Raw genomic sequence first — 17,021 nt, 5'->3', positions numbered from 1 at the left:
TCGACACCACGGGTATGAACCGTGTGCTCTAGCCAACTGAGCTATCTCGCCATATTGAATGGGACCTATAGGGCTCGAACCTATGACCCTCTGCTTGTAAGGCAGATGCTCTCCCAGCTGAGCTAAGATCCCATTTTGTATCTGTCACTTTGACCGACTCTATGTAAGCCGCTCTTGCAACCGACTTCGTTAGTATACTATGTCCCACTCAAAGTGTCAACACTTTTTTTATTTTTTTTATATTTTATTTTGTTTATAAATTTCCGACAATTTTATCTTTGATAATTGCTAGGATCTCTCTGGGAATATACAGAAGAAGTCTCCAGGAACGATATCTGGACGGAACCGGATAAATTTCCCGACAGCCACACTTTCTGCCAATCATTACACCTCGAAACACATGAAAATTATTAGTCACTACCCCAATTGCCGGCTCCGTACTGCCGATCAGCTCCAGACTGTAATCCAGATTTTCTTTGGTATTGGTCGAACGTTCTTCTCGGATCAGACGTCCTCCATCAATCCCATGTTCTGTCAGATATCTGTACATGGCCTCCGCTTCACTGATTCGTTCCCCGTCTCCCATTCCTCCGGAAAGCACAGCCCTTGTCCCGGGGTTTTCTTCAAGATAGAGCAAAGCCCTTCTGGTTCTTTCCAGAAGGGCTAATGTCATTCTTGTACCATCTACATGCGCGCCAAGTACAATGATATAATCCAGATTCTCTCTGGCTTTCATTATTTACCGCAGCAGTATTTGTATTTCTTACCGCTTCCGCACGGACAAGGATCGTTACGGCCGATTTTATGCGGTTTTACAACTGTACCGGATTTTTTCTGCTCTTTGTAGAGTTCTTTACGTTTTTCTTCTGAGAAGATTTCATCCCACTGTGGAAGCTGATACAGCCAGTCTGCCTTTGCATCAACCATATTCTTGTAAAGAAGTTCTTTGTCAAATGCAAGTGTGACTTTTGTATTCTCATCCATAGTCTCAATCGGGTTCGGGATCTTAAGACTGTCATTGATACCATCCAGGAAACCAACCATAGTCAGGACATCCTGTCCGTATTTTTCTGCCAGTTCCTTGACTGTACCACTTACAACTTCATCCGGATTGGAAAGAAGCTGTTCGTAGATTCCCTTTTCAATATTAAAATAGTTTGCCCAGAATCTCTGAAGCTGATTGCGGTCTGCCTGCTGATTGTAAGCAATTTCGCGCCACTGCTCTAAGATTGTTTTATCACTCATTGTTTCATCCTCTTTTCAAAAATTTTGCCTGTGCTCCATTATATCATCTTTTTTCCCAAAACACAAATCCTATTCTTATAATTTTTGTGAAAAATGTGTATATATAAAAAATAAACCGGTCATACTGTAAATGTTCCCTGAAGGATTCTTCAGGAAACATACTGCAAAAGATAATTTCAGGAAAAACTTATATCCTCCCCTTAAAAGGTCTCAGAACTGACACAGATACGCGGTTCTGGGACTTTTCTCGTTTTATTTCACACCAAGTTTTTCAAGATCTGCTGTTACCTGTTTAAAATCTTTAAAACAAATGGTATGAATTCCCTGTTCCTGTGCTCCCCTGCAGTTTTCCGAACGATCATCGATGAACACACATTCCTCCGGTTTCAACTGATATTTATTCAGAATTATCTGATAAATTTCCGCATCTGGTTTCAGCTGCTTAGCATAACAGGAAAAAACCTCTCCATCCATTTCTCTGCGGAATGTCAGTTCCTTTTTCGTGTGATCCAGCATATAACTGCTGTAATTAGACAGGATATATACATGATATCCCTTACTTTTCAGATATTTTACCCAGGTATCCGCATATGGTCTCTTGTGAATCGTGCCGCCGGTACCTCTTATCACCTTCTCAATATCCTCGGCATCCTCTGGATCCAGCTCCTGAAACTGTTTCAGATAAACATCCTCTTCATATAAGCCTCTGTCACGTTCATCCCAGACAGGGCTTTGAAAAGTTGCCTTTGCGATTCGTTCCCTTTTGGCCGGTTCAAATCCAAAGCTGTCCAGATATGTTTCCCAGTCATAATCCACCAGCACCTGTCCAACATCAAAAATGATATTTTTTATCCCGCCAGTCTCTGGCTTCTCTTCTTTCTTTTTACTCAGGTATTTAAACAGCATCAAAATCACATAGCACATAACCGCCACAAACAGCACAGTAAATAACGATGCTATAAACGCCTTCTGCGAAAAATCTCCCTTCAACGCAAAGTACATTGGAAGGCAGAAGATCGCCAGTAATGCGATCACTCCTATGATCGCAGCATATTTTTTCCAGTTTTTCATACTTACCTCTTTATTCAGAAAATGATTAAGAAATGCGCCGGAGATAGCTCCGGCGCGTTATGATCTTATAATTGATTATTTGTTTCTGTAAATGATATCATTTCTTCCTGGTCCATTGGAGATCATTGTGATCGGGAATCCGATCTGTTTCTCTACAAATTCGATATACTTACGGCAATTTTCCGGAAGTTCATCATAGTTCTTAATTCCACGGATATCTGATTTCCATCCTGGAAGAACTTCAAAAACCGGTTTTGCTTTTTCCAGAAGTCCTGTTGTAGGGAATTCTGTTGTAACTTTGCCGTCGATTTCATAGCCTGTACATACCGGAATCTCATCAAGATAACCCAGTACATCAAGTACTGTAAATGCAACATCTGTAGCTCCCTGCATACGGCATCCATATTTGGAAGCAACACAGTCAAACCATCCCATACGTCTCGGGCGGCCAGTTGTTGCACCATACTCTCCACCGTCTCCACCTCTTCTTCTAAGTTCATCTGCTTCTTCTCCGAAAATCTCGGAAACAAAAGCACCTGCACCTACTGCGCTGGAGTAAGCTTTGCATACAGTAATGACTTTTTTGATTTCATATGGCGGTACACCAGCACCAATAGCACCATAAGCTGCAAGGGTGGAAGAAGATGTAACCATCGGATAAATTCCATGATCCGGATCTTTCAGAGAACCAAGCTGTCCCTCAAGCAGGATCTCTTTTCCGTCTTTTAATGCATTCCACAGGAAAAGAGATACATCTCCAACATAAGGAGCAACCATTTCTTTATATTTCATCAGTTCATCAAAGATTTCATTTGGATCAAGAAGCGGTTTGTGATACAGATGCTCAAGAAGAATATTCTTTGTCTCAACAACACGCTCTACTTTTTCTCTCAGGGAATCATCATGGAACAGCTCATTTACCTGGAAACCGATTTTTGCATATTTATCTGAATAGAACGGTGCAATACCGGATTTGGTAGATCCGAAGGATTTACCACCCAGACGTTCCTCTTCGTACTGATCAAACAGAATGTGATATGGCATAACGATCTGAGCTCGGTCAGAGATCATAATCTTCGGTGCCGGAACGCCTCTTGAAACAACTTCATTGTATTCTTTAAAAAATACCGGAATATTCAGTGCAACACCGTTTCCAATAACGCTTGTTGTATGGTTATAAAATACGCCAGACGGAAGTGTATGCAGTGCAAATTTGCCATAATCGTTGACGATTGTATGTCCTGCATTGGCTCCTCCCTGAAATCTTACGATAATATCAGCTTCCTGTGCGAGCATATCAGTAATTTTACCTTTACCTTCATCTCCCCAGTTTGCTCCAACTACTGCTTTGATCATAACACTTTTTCCTCCTCGTGTTTTATTTGATCTATCATACGTTTATCTCTGCTGTCATACCCAACATGTCTTTGTGTGCATCCAGAACCGGCTGTACAGTCTTCTCAATAAATGTAACCGTCTGTTCTTTGGCTCTGCCGACATATCTGGACGGCTCCATAGATTTGCGCAGTTCCTCGATTGTCAGATTGAAGGCCGGATCTGCTGCGATTCTCTCAAGAAGATCATTGTCTTTTCCTTCTACTTTAACGGTACGTCCGGCTTCCATGGAAAGTTCACGGATGCGTTCATGAAGCTCCTGACGGTCTCCACCTGCTTTTACAGCATCCATCATGATGTTTTCTGTCGCCATAAACGGAAGCTCTGCCATCATATGTTTCTCGATTACTTTCGGATAAACAACCAGTCCGTCAACAACATTCAGGCACAGATCCAGGATACCATCGATTGCCAGGAATCCCTCCGGAATACTGAGTCGTTTGTTTGCGGAGTCATCCAGGGTTCTCTCAAACCACTGTGTTGCAGAAGTAATTGCCGGATTCAGTGCATCCACCATTACATATCTGGAAAGAGATGCGATACGCTCACTTCTCATCGGATTTCTCTTGTAGGCCATCGCAGAGGAACCAATCTGTGATTTTTCAAATGGTTCTTCTACTTCTTTCAGATGCTGCAGAAGGCGGATATCATTGGACATCTTATGTGCGCTTGCCGCAATACCTGCAAGAATATTCAGGACTCTTGTATCTACTTTGCGGGAATAGGTCTGTCCGGATACCGGATAGCAGTTCTTGAATCCCATCTTTTCTGCGATCATCGGATCAATCTTGTCGATTGTCTCCTGATCTCCTTCGAACAGTTCCAGGAAACTTGCCTGTGTTCCGGTAGTTCCCTTGGAACCCAGAAGTTTCAGTGTGCCCATTACATATTCCAGATCTTCCAGATCCATCAGGAATTCCTGTGTCCAGAGAGTTGCACGTTTACCAACTGTTGTCGGCTGTGCCGGCTGGAAATGTGTAAATGCAAGAGTTGACTGTTCTTTGTATTTATCTGCAAATTTTGACAGTTCTGCAATTACGTTCACCAGTTTTTTCTGAACCAGCTTCAAAGCCTCAGCCATCACAATGATATCTGTGTTGTCACCTACATAACAGGATGTTGCACCTAGATGGATGATTCCTTTTGCTTTCGGGCACTGTACGCCATATGCATACACGTGAGACATAACGTCATGGCGTACCTGACGTTCTCTTTCTTTTGCCACATCATAGTTGATATCATCCTTGTGAGCTTTCAGTTCATCAATCTGCTCCTGAGTGATATTCAGGCCAAGTTCTTTTTCTGTTTCAGCCAGAGCGATCCACAATCTTCTCCAGGTGCGAAATTTCATATCCGGAGAAAAAATGTACTGCATTTCCTTGCTGGCATAACGCTCTGAAAGGGGACTTACGTATCTGTCTGTACTCATGTATTTACTCCTATCATCTCACTCGATTAACCGCAGGGGTAACTGCGGTTGCTCGGATTTCCTATCATTACGCAGAAATTATATAACATCGCATCATTAAAAGCAATCCCTTTATTCCTCTCCCTGATGAAATTTACCAAGGAATTCTTTGATTCGTGCATTACTTGAAGAAAATACTTCCTGTGGAGTACCTTCTACAGCAATTACACCTTTATCCATAAAAATAACTCTGTCGGAAATATCCCGAGCAAAGTTCATTTCATGTGTCACGATTACCATCGTGATATGGATATCCGCCAGTGAACGGATTACTCTCAAAACTTCTCCGGTAAGTTCCGGATCAAGTGCGGAAGTCGGCTCATCAAAGAACAGGATTTTCGGATTCAGTGCAAGGGCTCTTGCTATCGCAACTCGCTGGCACTGTCCGCCTGACAACTGATACGGATAAGCATCTTCTTTATCAGACAATCCCATCTTTGCCAGAAGATCTCTCGCTTCTCTGTAAACCTCATCTTTATTTCTCTTCTGCACATGGATTGGTGCATCGGTAATATTTTTCATGACCGTATAATGCGGAAACAGATTAAAGTTCTGAAAAACCAGGCCAAAGCAGGACTGAATCTCTTTCAGTTTTGTTTTATTCGGCAGACAGACTTTACCATTTTCGGTCCAGACCGTTTTATTTCCCATATAACTTACTTCACCGTCATCAATCAATGTCAGCATTGTCGCACAGCGAAGAAGCGTGGATTTACCGGAGCCTGAGGAACCGATAATTGAAACGACCTCTCCTTCATTTACATGAATCGACACATCCTTCAGTACCTGAAGACCGTCGAACTCTTTTTTGATATGATTCATTTCCAGAAGACTTGTACTCAAAGCATTTCCTCCTAACGATAGTAATTCAGTTTCTTTTCAAACCATTCCATAACCCAGGCAACTACAAAGTTAAAGATATAGTAGAATACCCCGGCGATCACAAACGGAACAACTGTTGTCTGCGCAGCTGCGATCTGTTTTGCCAGCGCAAACATCTCAATATAAGATACCGAATAAACAAGGGAGGTATCTTTGACAAGTGTAATGACTTCATTTGTCACAGAAGGAAGCACGATCTTTACAACCTGCGGTAATACGATTTTGAAAAATGTCTGGCTTTTATTGTATCCCAGAAGCTGTGCTGCCTCATACTGTCCCACCGGAATCGACTCAATTCCGGAACGATAGATTTCTGCAAAATATGCGGCATAATTCAGAGAACATCCCAGAATGATCGCGGTAAATTTATAATTGCCGATATTCATTCCCCACAGATAGAACGGTCCAAAATACCATAGCAGCAGCTGCAGCATCAGTGGTGTTCCTCGCATAATAGAAATATACGCCTTAACGATCCAGCTTAATGGCTTGAATCTGCTCACACGTCCAAAATATACAACCATGCCAAGTGGCAGGGAAAATAACAGTGTCAGAAAAAAGATCAGCAGCGTCTGCCCAAATCCCGTGGTAAGCTGTTGTAACATTACCTGAAAACTCATGTACTCTCCTCCATAAACCTACAAGAGGGATGCCACCCGGAAAACCGGGAAGCATCCCATTCTGTATTCGTATTTTATGTATTGCTTATTTTTCTTCTGTTTTATCTGTTTCTGCATCATCTGTTGCATCTTTGGAATCCTCTGCCGATGCATCATCAGAAGCTTTCAGTGTTACCATATCTGCGATTTCATACTTCTCGGCAAGTTCTGCAACCGTTCCATCATCTGCAAGTTTCTGAAGGTCTGCATTCACAATATCACAGAGTTCTGTATTACCCTTTTTAAATCCGATTGCATACTGTTCTGTATTCAGTGTCTCATCAAGGATCTTGAATCCCTCTCCTCTGGAATTCAGCTGATATTTGGCAACTCCGACATCGATTGCCAGTGCATCCAGTGCCCCTGCCTGCAGTTCTGTGAATGCAGTATTGTAATCTGCAAATTCATTCAGTGCTCCAAAGGTATCCGCCAGTTCTTTCTGTCCGCCTTCTTCCTCACTCTGAAGAAGATCCAGTGCTGCGGAAGCTGCCTGCACACCAACGGTCTTACCGGCAAGATCTGTAAGCTTCTCAATTCCGGAATCATCTGCAACAACGATTACCTGACTGTTATCTACATACGGCTCTGAGAAAGTATAATCATCTTCTCTTCCGTTCATAGTAAATCCATTCCAGATACAGTCGATAGATCCGGAATTCAGTTCCATATCCTTGGAATCCCAGTTGATTGGTTTTTTCTCCAGCTCCCAACCTTCCAGATCACACACAGCCTGTGCCAGTTCCAGGTCAAATCCTGTGTATTCACCATTCTCATCCATATATCCATATGGCGGATATTCCGCATCAAATCCAACGATCAGAGTCTTATCTTCTATTCCTGCCTGCACACTTACTGCAGATACCATTCCCAGTGCCATTACTGCTGTCATAACTACTGCAACTGCTTTTTTCTTCATCTCTCTATCTCCCTTGACATATTATTTTCCTTTTAATACGTAGCCACTCTACCACGTGAAAGTATTGATATCGTAACATACCCATTCTGACCTGTCAAGTAAATTTTGCGCTGCAGCTTTCATATAGCATACCATCTCTCTAATCTTACATCTGGTCTTTATGATGCAGTACTGTCACACTGCACGGTGGCAGATACAGATTCAGCGATCCAGCCTGGCATAGAATCTGTTTCTGGTGGTCTGTATACCCTTCCTGAGAAGATTGCACCAGCCTTGTAAATACTGTTTCTTCCAGACTGCTGATTCCTGCCGGCCAGACTTCAATCATAACATCTCTGCCTTCATCCCGGTTGTTCAGTACGATGATCATCTGCTCCGTATGAGAGAATCTCGCATAACAGAGGCCCTGATAATCATTCCATAGGAATTTCAGAGAACCGCTTCTGAGCATTTTGTATTTCTTATGAACCGCGATCATAACCTTGTAGAAATTCAGAAGTTCCATATCTTCATGCCCCCACGGGTAAGTTCGCCGGTTATCCGGATCTGTAAATCCGCAGACACCTGCCTCATCCCCATAATACAATGTAGGAGCTCCCGGCCATGTCATCTGTATGGCAATCGCTTCACGCATGATCGCCGTATTGATATTTTCAGACGCCGCCTGTGCTCCGGCATATGAAACACGTCCAACCCTGTGATTTGTTCTGGTAAGGAATCTGGAATGATCATGATTTGACAATTCATTCATCGCAGTATGAAGAGATGACATATGCAAAGAGCGCATATGCGTCTTCATTGCTCCGATAAACGCATCACTGTTTCCATAAAGATCCTCTCTATATTCATCACTGTGTTTTTCCATTCCGGTCAGGAACCATGTCACAGGCTCCATGAACGCATCATAGTTCATGACAGAATCCCACTCATCTCCCTGCAGCCATCCTTCCGGACTTCCATAATGTTCTGCAAGAATCAGTGCTTCCGGATTCGCTTTCTTGACCGCTTTGCGGAAATCTTTCCAGAACTGGTGATTAAACTCATTGCTGTGTCCCAGATCTGCTGCCACATCCAGTCTCCAGCCATCCACATTATATGGTGCAGACACCCACTTCTGTGCCACTTTCAGGACATAATCATACAATTCTCCTGAACCTTCATAATTCAGTTTCGGAAGTGTATCATGCGTCCACCATCCATCATAAGTCGGATTATAAGGCCAGCGATTCTGATCATGAAAATCAAAGAAATAGCGATACGGACTGTCTGCAGATATATAAGCTCCCGGTGCATAACCTTTCTGTCCTTCATATATTCTTTCTCTGTCCATCCACTTATTAAAAGATCCACAATGGTTGAATACTCCATCCAGAATAATCTTCATGCCACGTTTATGCAGTTCTTCCACAAGCTGTGCAAACATCTGATTACTTGCCTCCAGATTGCGCTTATCTGTCACACGCCGGATATATTTTGTGGCATGTGTATTATCTCGATCCCCCGGTGCAAGCAATCCGTCACAGTCTTCAACGATCTTTCCGTAATGTGGATCCACATAATCGTAATCCTGACAGTCGTATTTGTGGTTACTTGGTGATACGAAGATTGGATTAAGATACAGCACTTCAACGCCCAGCTCTTCAAAATAATCCAGTTTGTCAATAATGCCCTGCAGGTCTCCTCCATAGAATTCCCTGACTCCCATAACTGCCGGAGTCTTGGACCAATCTGTCACTTTTTCACTGTGTTCACCAATATATGCATATTCGTCGCTTTCCACATCGTTGGACGGATCTCCATTGCGGAATCGATCCACAAAAATCTGATACATCACCGCACCCTTTGCCCAGTCAGGTGTATGATAATTCGGATAGATTTCAAACTGTGCCCATTCCTGCAGCTCAGAACAGACTCCCTGTTCCGTGTAATAGCATGTAGCCCATCCATACTGAATTTCAAAATGATACCGAAAAATCTCTTCCGGCATCACAATCTTTGTTCCATAATAATCAAAACCTTTTGTGGTTTTGTATACTTTCATTTTATATTTCTGATCTCCGGATACGAGATATACCGCATCCACATTATTCTTCTGGGTTCTGAAGCTGATTATTACCTTTTCGCCACTCTTTGGCTCAGTAGGATTTCTGTAATACCTTGTTCCGTCACTGAAAAGAGCCTCCTTGTTAAACACTGGTCTCATATTCAGAATATACTGCATTTTTCTTGCAATATCTTCGTTTTCCTGCTTCATCGTCAATCTTCCTTGTCTGTATTATTTATATTGCATTGGAAATGTAATCTGCATTTCCGAGTTTCTTTGTCTGCAATCTACTTTTGTATTAAGGATACCTCAGTTTCATATGCAGATGCGGCCTGGTCATTAAACAGTACCCACTCAACCAGATCAAAACTGTCTGGATTCTCCTGTAAAAATCTATGAACGGTATCTACCGCAATCTTCGCAGCGCGCTCAACCGGAAAACAATACACTCCTGTAGAAATAGATGGGAATGCAATTGTTCTGATTCCGTTCTCCACCGCAATCTTCATCGAATTATAATAACAGCTTGCAAGAAGCTTATCTTCATCATTATTTCCACCATACCAGATCGGTCCGACTGTGTGGATCACATAATCACATGGCAGATTATAAGCCCTGGTAATCTTTGCTTCTCCAGTTTCGCACCCATGAAGTGTCCTGCATTCTGCAAGAAGTTCCGGTCCTGCTGCACGATGGATTGCACCATCAACACCGCCACCACCAAGAAGAGAATTATTAGCAGCATTTACAATTGCCTGTACATCTGTAATTTTGGTTATATCACCTTTGACTGTTTTAATCGAATACATAAACTTCGCGATACCTCTCCGTTACAATTTATTTTTCATATGGAAGCATGCTCTGCCATCCGGTATGTTTTTGTTTTAATTTGAACGTAATAGGATCCGGAATTTCTTCCTTCTCGGCTATATTATACTCACATATTTGATTAATGATATCATGAATCTTTTCTGACGTAAAGCAGTTCTGGAACCGGAAGTGTATCCGGGTAATTGAATGTATAATCGACTATATTGTCTTTTACCGCTGTTTTTTAGACAGTAAAAAAGACAGCGGGATAAGCTGTCTTTTTTGGAGAAGGTATTTCTTCTTATGGGGTGTAGCAAAAACTATATAATGTATTGGGGGGTTTTTACGGTTATTATAGTACCATGACCCCCTCCAAAAGTGTGCACAAACTTCACAAAATTTAGTATTTGTTTTTGTGTACTTTGTACACCCTATTCTTGCGGCATTTCATTTTCCGCTGTAAAAAGTGCCTCAAACTCATCGCGCTGAATCTTTTCCTTCTCTAAAAGAAGTGCTGCACACTTATGAAGAACATCCATATGCTGAGAAATAATCTTTCTTGCATCTGCATGGCAGCGGTCAATAATATCATGAACCTCTTTGTCAATCTCGTTGGCAACTTCTTCGCTGTAGCTTCTTGTATGAGCCAGATCACGACCAATGAAGACCTCGTCTCCCTCATCGCCATAAGCGATCAGGCCAAGCTTGTCAGACATACCATACTGCATAACCATTGCACGGGCAGTGCTGGTTGCACGTTTGATATCGTTGGAAGCACCTGTTGTGATGTCGCCGAAGATGATTTCTTCTGCTACGCGACCGCCAAGAAGTGTTGTGATATCCTGAAGCATCTTGCCTTTTGTATTAAACATCTCATCATTTTCAGGAAGCGGCATGGTATATCCTGCGGCTCCCATTCCAGTAGGAATGATGGAAATCGTATATACTGGGTCCATATCCGGAAGCACATGGAAAAGGATTGCATGTCCCGCCTCATGATATGCTGTGATCTTCTTCTCTTTTTCAGAGATAACTTTGCTTCGTTTTTCTGCACCAATACCAACTTTGATAAATGCATGCTTGATATCCGGCTGTGTAATATAACTGCGTCCTGATCTGGCAGCCATGATCGCAGCCTCATTCAGAAGGTTCTCAAGATCAGCACCTGTAAAGCCGGCTGTTGTCTGCGCGATCTGTGCAAGATCCACATCCTCGCCGAGTGGTTTATCTTTGGCATGTACACGAAGGATTTCTTCTCTTCCTTTGACATCCGGACGGCCAACTGCAACCTTACGGTCAAAACGGCCAGGACGAAGAATCGCCGGATCAAGGATATCCACACGGTTGGTAGCTGCCATTACGATGATTCCTTCATTCACACCAAAACCATCCATCTCAACAAGAAGCTGGTTCAGTGTCTGCTCTCTCTCATCATGACCACCACCCATACCGGTTCCACGCTGTCTTGCAACTGCATCAATCTCATCAATAAAGATGATACATGGTGCATGCTTCTTGCCCTCTTCAAACAGATCACGTACACGGGATGCGCCGACACCGACAAACATCTCTACAAAATCAGATCCTGAAATAGAGAAAAACGGAACTCCCGCTTCTCCGGCAACTGCTTTTGCAAGAAGTGTCTTACCTGTTCCAGGAGGTCCTACAAGGATCACTCCTTTCGGAATCCTTGCTCCAACATTTGTATATTTCTGTGGAGCTTTCAAAAAATCAACAACCTCGACCAGGTCTTCTTTTTCTTCCTGAAGACCTGCCACATTCTGAAATGTAACTTTTTTGTCATCCGGCAGCATCATTCGGGCACGGCTCTTTCCAAAATTCATCATCTTGGCATTACCTCCGCCTCCTGACATCTGACGGTTCATCATAAGAAACAGGAAAATCACCAGCCCACCTGTGAGAAGTACCGGAAAAAATGTTGTCATAAATACACTTTCCTGCGGAACATCTGCCACTTCCGGATGAATGCCGTAGCCTTCCAGAAGCTTCTGTGCGTCTTTAACATCTGTTACATATACTTTTTTCTTCCCTTCACTTTCGATATCCGCAACAACGGAACCGGTAGGCACTTCCCTGTTCTGGTAGATTTTTGCAGAAGAAAGCTTACCATCCTCTGCTGCCTGTTTCATACTTTCCATTGAGTAACTGCTCTGTGATGCTACCTGATTGTTCAGATAAAAGTATCCGGCAACCAACATCACGATCAATACAAGATACAGGCCAATTCTGCCTGACTGTTTATTCACCTGCTGCTGTCTCCTTTCAATCCTGGTTTTCTAATTCAACCACCCCGATAAACGGAAGATTTCTGTATTTCTGTGCGTAATCCAGACCATATCCTACTACAAATTCATCCGGAATATTAAAACAGCAGTAGTCTACTTTTACGTCTTTTACCCTGCGTTCCGGTTTGTCCAGCAGTGTGCACAGACGGATGCTGTTTGGATTTCTTCCCTTCAGGATTTCGATCAGGTAGCTGAGAGTTCTTCCTGAGTCAATGATATCCTCCACGATCAGAACATCTTTGCCGATCAGCGGCTGATCCAGATCTTTTACGATTTTTACAACACCACTGGATTTTGTATCATCACCATAGCTGGATACTGACATAAAATCAAGGGATACCGGAACAGTAATTCTCTTTGCCAGTTCACAGGTAAAGAATACGCCACCCTTCAGAACACAGATAAGATGTATTTCCCTTCCTGCATAATCCCTGCTGATCTGGGCTGCAATCTGCTTAATTCTTGCATCCACTTCTTCTTCACTCAGTAAAACTTTGATTTTTTCACTCATTGTACGTTTCCTCCTTGGTATGTGATCTCCAATACCCTTCCTGTTTCGGAAGTGATTTTGTAACGCTCATTGATTCTTCCGCCTACGATCCACAAAACTTCATTTCCATCGACAACCAGTGGGAGTTTCCCTCTCAGTTCACCCGGAATTTTATCATCGATCATACAACGTGTCAGCTTCTTATGCCCGCCGCTCTGACTGACTGCCATATAGTCACCGCTTCTGCGTGTGCGGACAGTCAGTTCGCAATTTATTTTATCACAATCAAACCATTTCGTATACTTTTTTTCCAAAATCTTCTCACCATTATATGAATAAATTTTTGCAGTAAAGCATCCCTGCTTCCATTTCGTTTCTCCCGGAACAACAAGATTTTGGATTTTCAGTTCTTCTGTCTCACTATCTGATTCTGCGATCATATTTTTCTTTCGGATCTGTACTCCTTCATAAACTCTGGATGCCTCCAGTTCATATGGAAGATCTGCTTTTCGTCCAGTCTGCATACCATACAGATCTCTGATCTGTTTTATATGACCAGAGGTAAGGTCACTCTGATGTCCGCCTGTTACTTCTAATATCTCCCTGATCACATATGTCTGGATAATTGTTTCTTTTTTGAAAAACTCATGATCCAGGACATATCTGTCTTTTGCTTTCCTGTATCCTGCTGCCATTTCTCCTGCCAGCTTCGTAAAATAGGCTTCTGCCTGTCCGAATATTTCTGACGCTTCTGCCATATGTGTAACTGCCCTTGGATTTACTTCCTGCTCAATGAGTGGCAGAATGTGACGTCGTATACGGTTTCTCGTATAATCATCTTCCATATTGCTGCTGTCCAGAACTGTCTGAATGCTGTTCTCCTCTACATAATTGACGATTTCACTCCGTTCTAAACACAAAAGAGGCCGGATAATTTCTCCGTTCAGTGGCTTCAGCGAGCAGAGACCCCTGATCCCGGTTCCCCTGGCCAGGTGATGCAGCATAGTTTCCGCCATATCATTTTGGTTATGTGCAAGCGCCACACGTACCTGTTCCGGTATCGCCACTGCATTTTCTTTCTCTTTTTCAAAAGCGATTCGACGCACTTTGCGGCCGGCTTCTTCGGTTCCCATCTTCCAACTAAGAGCCAGAGCAGGAACATCATAATTATATACTGCACACGGAATTTTCCATTCACTGCATATTTTCTCCACCATCTGCTGGTCCCGCAGAGCTTCTTTTCCACGGATTCCGTGATTTACATGTACTACACGGAGACGATAGCCAAATTCATCTCTGAGTCCATTCAATATATGAAGCATTGTCATCGAATCCGGACCGCCAGAAACACCAAGGATGATCTCTGAACAATTTTGCAGCATTCCTGTTTCAGTCATAAATCTTTTTACTTTCTGCAATGTATCTTTATACATCTTCTTTTCTCCTGTGTTTTTATTTTCTTACCACATTCGCTACAAGGACCGTCATATCATCCCTCGCATGATAATCGCTGTACCCGAGTGCCCGTTCCAAAATCCCCCGGCTGATCTCTCTGGGTGTTTCATCCTGAATATCCATAATGATCTCTTTCATCGTCTCTTCCTCACATTCAACAGGCAGCGCGTCCATCACACCATCGGTCATCATGATCAGATAATCTCCATGATACAATTTTCTGGATGCCGTGTCAAAATCAATCCTCTGTACCAGTCCCGCCGCAAGGCTTTCTGATGAAATAGCTTCCACCCAATGGTCACGTTTGATAAATGTCGAAGCTGCACCTGCTTTTAGGAACTCACAGATTCCCGTATAGAGATCTACTGCACAGATATCTACCGTAGAGAACATTCCTTCCCTGCCTTTCAGAACAAGCGCAGAATTTACCATACGTGCCGCAGTCTCCTGAGAAAAGCCGGAATCCAGAAACTGTTCCAGAAGTTCCACTACTATCTCACTTTCTCTGCATGCGTCCATACCCGATCCCATTCCATCAGACAGACACATCACAAATCTTCCACCGTCTTCCTGTCTGCAGATATAATTATCCCCTGATACTTTTTCATTTTCTCTTGTAAGTCTGGATACTCCGTATAACATCTGATAACTGACGTCTTCTACAAAATGAATCGTATGAAATTCCCCATTTACAATACACCGGCTTCCCTGCACAGACGTCATATTACTTTCGCATAACTCTGAGAGCATCTGTGCGACCTCTGTTACAGAAACACACTGTCCGCTCCTGGCACGCAGAGTAAGAAAAATCTGTCTGCGCCCTTCAACTTTGTCCATCACCCACGCAGCTTTCAAAATCACATGTTTTCTTCGCAGATTCTTTTTCAGTTCTTCCTGAAATTCCGGTTCTGCTGCCGAAATATCATACAGATCATTTGCTACCGTCTCCATAATGGCCGCTGTCTCTGTCAGCTGCTGAGCCACTGCCAGCCGACTTTCGATCATACGATTCATCCATATAAGATTCTGTTTTTCCTGTCGAAACTGTTCGCGTACTTCTTCCAGATATTGCAATGATTTTCCGCATACGCTCCCCCATTGCATACGAAGTTTCTCAAGTTCTCCTTTATCATCTTTTTCGAGAGCACGTACCAGTGCTTCTCCCCCCTGACACATTGTTTCTGCCTGACTTCCCCAGCAGATTTCCCGATGATAGCAGTTACTGCACAGACGATCATTCGCATCCGTCAGAATACGCTCAATCTGCCCACTACTCAGGTATTCCTTTTTGTACGGCATTCCATAAAATGTATCCGCAAGTTTCTGAAAAGCTGCCGCATAGCGTTCCACTTTTTCTTTCTGAGGATGATCTTCTCCAATCGGAAATATTTCTTCTTTTTTCGACATTCTCCCCGTCAAAATAGTTTTTGCCATGTCCCGCAATATCAGCAGTACGCTGATCACGAGCATGGCAATTATCCATTCCTGCATATATCCCCCTCCCCTGATACTTCCCGGTAAGTATTACAATACTTTCACTAGAAAAATATTATAAGAGGGTTCTTTTAAAATATCTGTCAAATAAAGGAGATTGTTCCAGAAAACTTTTCTGCAAAATCTCCTTTATTTCTCTTCTTCAAATACAATCTCATTTCCTTTGACCAGACCAAGCTTATCTCTGGCAACTTCGGCTATATATTCATCCGTCTGCATGTACTCTTTCTGTTCATCTATTTCCTGTGTACGTTCCTGCTCACCTGCAATAGAATCTTCCAGCGCTGATGCCTTTGCATCGTATACAGCAATCCTCGCCTTAAGTGTCTGACTCTGATAAGTCAGTCCACCCAACAGAAGCAGAACAACAATAGCAATTGCTGCCATTCCAAGGTAGTTATTCGCTATTCTTTTTTTATTTTTTTTCTTTTTTGACTTTTTCAAAGCGTCTGCCCCTTCTATTACACCATAAACGTCTTTTCGTATGTCTATATGAAGAAATTTTACATCTTTTTACCAGAAATAGCAACCTATTTAACACAAAATTTGCAAAAATTCCACCAAAAGCAACACCTGCCAGCATAAAAAAGCGGATTCTGCCATAATTGCACTGATATAAAGCGGTAAAAAGCAGCAAACCAGCCAATAACCAGTACAAAATATCCACTGTACTGTTCCACATTCTGTCGCAGAACAAACGTCTTTTCAGCATATCGGTCAGCCTGTAAACAACAAGCATCCCTACTCCTGTTTCGAAAGCGCGAAAAAAAAGCAGTATTTCCAATC

Annotated in this window: 16 protein-coding genes and 1 tRNA gene; all 17 read right to left on the bottom strand. The window is 42.7% G+C overall.

What is annotated here, in order from left to right; all coding sequences use genetic code 11:
• Nucleotides 1-59 precede the first annotated feature (59 nt).
• A tRNA-Val gene (locus tag LI112_RS13060) sits at nt 60-132 on the bottom strand.
• Between the two features lie 121 nt (nt 133-253).
• Complete coding sequence (locus LI112_RS13055) at nt 254-736, bottom strand: YdcF family protein (protein WP_005428702.1); 483 nt, start codon at nt 734-736, stop codon at nt 254-256.
• Nucleotides 736-1,245, bottom strand: coding sequence for an SEC-C metal-binding domain-containing protein (locus tag LI112_RS13050; RefSeq protein WP_005428700.1), 510 nt, complete (start codon nt 1,243-1,245; stop codon nt 736-738). Before LI112_RS13050 ends, LI112_RS13055 begins: the two co-directional genes overlap by 1 nt.
• A gap of 252 nt (nt 1,246-1,497) precedes the next feature.
• Nucleotides 1,498-2,316 carry an HAD family phosphatase gene (locus LI112_RS13045; protein ID WP_005428698.1) on the bottom strand — a complete coding sequence of 273 codons (819 nt, stop codon included), beginning with the start codon at nt 2,314-2,316 and terminating at the stop codon, nt 1,498-1,500.
• 75 nt (nt 2,317-2,391) lie between these two features.
• Nucleotides 2,392-3,672, bottom strand: a complete 1,281-nt coding sequence (locus LI112_RS13040) for an adenylosuccinate synthase (RefSeq protein ID WP_227190848.1) — start codon at nt 3,670-3,672, stop codon at nt 2,392-2,394.
• A 34-nt stretch (nt 3,673-3,706) separates the two neighbouring features.
• Nucleotides 3,707-5,140: an adenylosuccinate lyase gene (purB, locus tag LI112_RS13035; protein WP_227190847.1), complete on the bottom strand. Its 1,434-nt coding sequence runs from the start codon at nt 5,138-5,140 to the stop codon at nt 3,707-3,709.
• Nucleotides 5,141-5,251: 111 nt separating this feature from the next.
• The gene (locus LI112_RS13030; RefSeq protein ID WP_227190853.1) at nt 5,252-6,001 is read right to left on the bottom strand and encodes an amino acid ABC transporter ATP-binding protein; all 750 of its coding nucleotides are present in this window, start codon (nt 5,999-6,001) and stop codon (nt 5,252-5,254) included.
• 32 nt (nt 6,002-6,033) lie between these two features.
• Nucleotides 6,034-6,681 carry an amino acid ABC transporter permease gene (locus LI112_RS13025; RefSeq protein WP_005428694.1) on the bottom strand — a complete coding sequence of 216 codons (648 nt, stop codon included), beginning with the start codon at nt 6,679-6,681 and terminating at the stop codon, nt 6,034-6,036.
• Between the two features lie 85 nt (nt 6,682-6,766).
• The gene (locus LI112_RS13020; protein ID WP_227190852.1) at nt 6,767-7,585 is read right to left on the bottom strand and encodes an amino acid ABC transporter substrate-binding protein; all 819 of its coding nucleotides are present in this window, start codon (nt 7,583-7,585) and stop codon (nt 6,767-6,769) included.
• 196 nt (nt 7,586-7,781) lie between these two features.
• Nucleotides 7,782-9,890 (bottom strand): glycoside hydrolase family 13 protein, encoded by a 2,109-nt coding sequence (locus LI112_RS13015; RefSeq protein WP_227190846.1) that lies wholly within the window; start codon nt 9,888-9,890, stop codon nt 7,782-7,784.
• A 77-nt stretch (nt 9,891-9,967) separates the two neighbouring features.
• Nucleotides 9,968-10,489 carry an O-acetyl-ADP-ribose deacetylase gene (locus LI112_RS13010; RefSeq protein WP_227190845.1) on the bottom strand — a complete coding sequence of 174 codons (522 nt, stop codon included), beginning with the start codon at nt 10,487-10,489 and terminating at the stop codon, nt 9,968-9,970.
• Nucleotides 10,490-10,921: 432 nt separating this feature from the next.
• Nucleotides 10,922-12,709, bottom strand: coding sequence for an ATP-dependent zinc metalloprotease FtsH (ftsH, locus tag LI112_RS13005; RefSeq protein WP_227190851.1), 1,788 nt, complete (start codon nt 12,707-12,709; stop codon nt 10,922-10,924).
• Nucleotides 12,710-12,773: 64 nt separating this feature from the next.
• Nucleotides 12,774-13,307: a hypoxanthine phosphoribosyltransferase gene (gene hpt, locus LI112_RS13000; protein ID WP_005428688.1), complete on the bottom strand. Its 534-nt coding sequence runs from the start codon at nt 13,305-13,307 to the stop codon at nt 12,774-12,776.
• On the bottom strand, nt 13,304-14,719 hold the full coding sequence (tilS, locus tag LI112_RS12995) for a tRNA lysidine(34) synthetase TilS (RefSeq protein ID WP_005428687.1): 1,416 nt from the start codon (nt 14,717-14,719) through the stop codon (nt 13,304-13,306). The genes hpt and tilS overlap by 4 nt, the downstream gene beginning before the upstream one ends.
• 19 nt (nt 14,720-14,738) lie before the next feature.
• Nucleotides 14,739-16,232, bottom strand: coding sequence for a SpoIIE family protein phosphatase (locus LI112_RS12990; RefSeq protein WP_005428686.1), 1,494 nt, complete (start codon nt 16,230-16,232; stop codon nt 14,739-14,741).
• Nucleotides 16,233-16,364: 132 nt separating this feature from the next.
• Nucleotides 16,365-16,679, bottom strand: coding sequence for a septum formation initiator family protein (locus LI112_RS12985; RefSeq protein WP_022388587.1), 315 nt, complete (start codon nt 16,677-16,679; stop codon nt 16,365-16,367).
• Nucleotides 16,651-17,019 (bottom strand): spore cortex biosynthesis protein YabQ, encoded by a 369-nt coding sequence (yabQ, locus tag LI112_RS12980; RefSeq protein WP_161283404.1) that lies wholly within the window; start codon nt 17,017-17,019, stop codon nt 16,651-16,653. The genes LI112_RS12985 and yabQ overlap by 29 nt, the downstream gene beginning before the upstream one ends.
• Nucleotides 17,020-17,021: the final 2 nt, after the last annotated feature.

This window comes from Blautia sp. 210820-DFI.6.14, from assembly GCF_020558815.1.
Taxonomy (GTDB): Bacteria; Bacillota; Clostridia; order Lachnospirales; family Lachnospiraceae; genus Blautia_A; species Blautia_A obeum.
Note: the sequence above shows the minus strand (reverse complement) of the source record. Positions and strands in the feature narration are given on the sequence as shown.

Excerpts from the sequence above, each read along its gene's own strand:
- LI112_RS13045 (WP_005428698.1), bottom strand. The coding sequence starts at position 2,316 with ATGAAAAACTGGAAAAAATATGCTGCGATCATAGGAGTGATCGCATTA.
- LI112_RS13015 (WP_227190846.1), bottom strand. The coding sequence starts at position 9,890 with ATGAAGCAGGAAAACGAAGATATTGCAAGAAAAATGCAGTATATTCTG.
- ftsH (WP_227190851.1), bottom strand. The coding sequence starts at position 12,709 with ATGTTGGTTGCCGGATACTTTTATCTGAACAATCAGGTAGCATCACAG.
- hpt (WP_005428688.1), bottom strand. The coding sequence starts at position 13,307 with ATGAGTGAAAAAATCAAAGTTTTACTGAGTGAAGAAGAAGTGGATGCA.
- LI112_RS13055 (WP_005428702.1), bottom strand. The coding sequence starts at position 736 with ATGAAAGCCAGAGAGAATCTGGATTATATCATTGTACTTGGCGCGCAT.
- LI112_RS13010 (WP_227190845.1), bottom strand. The coding sequence starts at position 10,489 with ATGTATTCGATTAAAACAGTCAAAGGTGATATAACCAAAATTACAGAT.
- purB (WP_227190847.1), bottom strand. The coding sequence starts at position 5,140 with ATGAGTACAGACAGATACGTAAGTCCCCTTTCAGAGCGTTATGCCAGC.
- LI112_RS13030 (WP_227190853.1), bottom strand. The coding sequence starts at position 6,001 with ATGAATCATATCAAAAAAGAGTTCGACGGTCTTCAGGTACTGAAGGAT.
- LI112_RS13050 (WP_005428700.1), bottom strand. The coding sequence starts at position 1,245 with ATGAGTGATAAAACAATCTTAGAGCAGTGGCGCGAAATTGCTTACAAT.
- LI112_RS13040 (WP_227190848.1), bottom strand. The coding sequence starts at position 3,672 with ATGATCAAAGCAGTAGTTGGAGCAAACTGGGGAGATGAAGGTAAAGGT.
- LI112_RS12990 (WP_005428686.1), bottom strand. The coding sequence starts at position 16,232 with ATGCAGGAATGGATAATTGCCATGCTCGTGATCAGCGTACTGCTGATA.
- LI112_RS13020 (WP_227190852.1), bottom strand. The coding sequence starts at position 7,585 with ATGGTATCTGCAGTAAGTGTGCAGGCAGGAATAGAAGATAAGACTCTG.
- tilS (WP_005428687.1), bottom strand. The coding sequence starts at position 14,719 with ATGTATAAAGATACATTGCAGAAAGTAAAAAGATTTATGACTGAAACA.
- LI112_RS13025 (WP_005428694.1), bottom strand. The coding sequence starts at position 6,681 with ATGAGTTTTCAGGTAATGTTACAACAGCTTACCACGGGATTTGGGCAG.